Origin of the sequence: Undibacterium sp. RuTC16W (genome assembly GCF_049339445.1) — a bacterium.
Lineage (GTDB): Bacteria > Pseudomonadota > Gammaproteobacteria > Burkholderiales > Burkholderiaceae_D > Undibacterium.
The window spans coordinates 1-342 of sequence record NZ_JBMPPE010000079.1 but is presented as its reverse complement, the minus strand read 5'-3'; the positions used below and the strand labels follow the sequence as shown (position 1 = coordinate 342).

Genomic DNA, 342 nt, shown 5'->3' with positions numbered 1-342 from the left:
CAGCTATCTGCCCTTGTCTGAAAAATGAAGCCCGCTCCCATGAAAAACGAAATCAACGCAGTCCGCCCCGATGGCGGCCATAGTCATGACAGAGGCAGCGCGCTGGTAGGCTTGCTGGAGCGTCAGCTGTTCGCGCATCGCGCGGCGGTGCTGCTGCTGTTCCTGATCCTGTCCACCTGGTTGACGTGGCATGCGGCGATGCTGAAGCCGGACGCCAGCTTCCAGAAGATGGTGCCCGCATCGCATCCCTACATCGCCAACTATTTCAGGTACGAGAACGAGTTGCGCCCGCTGGGTAATGTGGTGCGCATCGCGGTCGAGGCAGAGCAGGGCGACATCTAC

The 342-nt window shown here is 60.2% G+C and carries 1 pseudogene; it reads left to right on the top strand.

Going from position 1 to position 342, the window contains the following annotated elements:
• Nucleotides 1-39: 39 nt before the first annotated feature.
• A pseudogene (locus ACO0K4_RS19600) lies at nt 40-342 on the top strand (hypothetical protein); the annotation flags it as partial.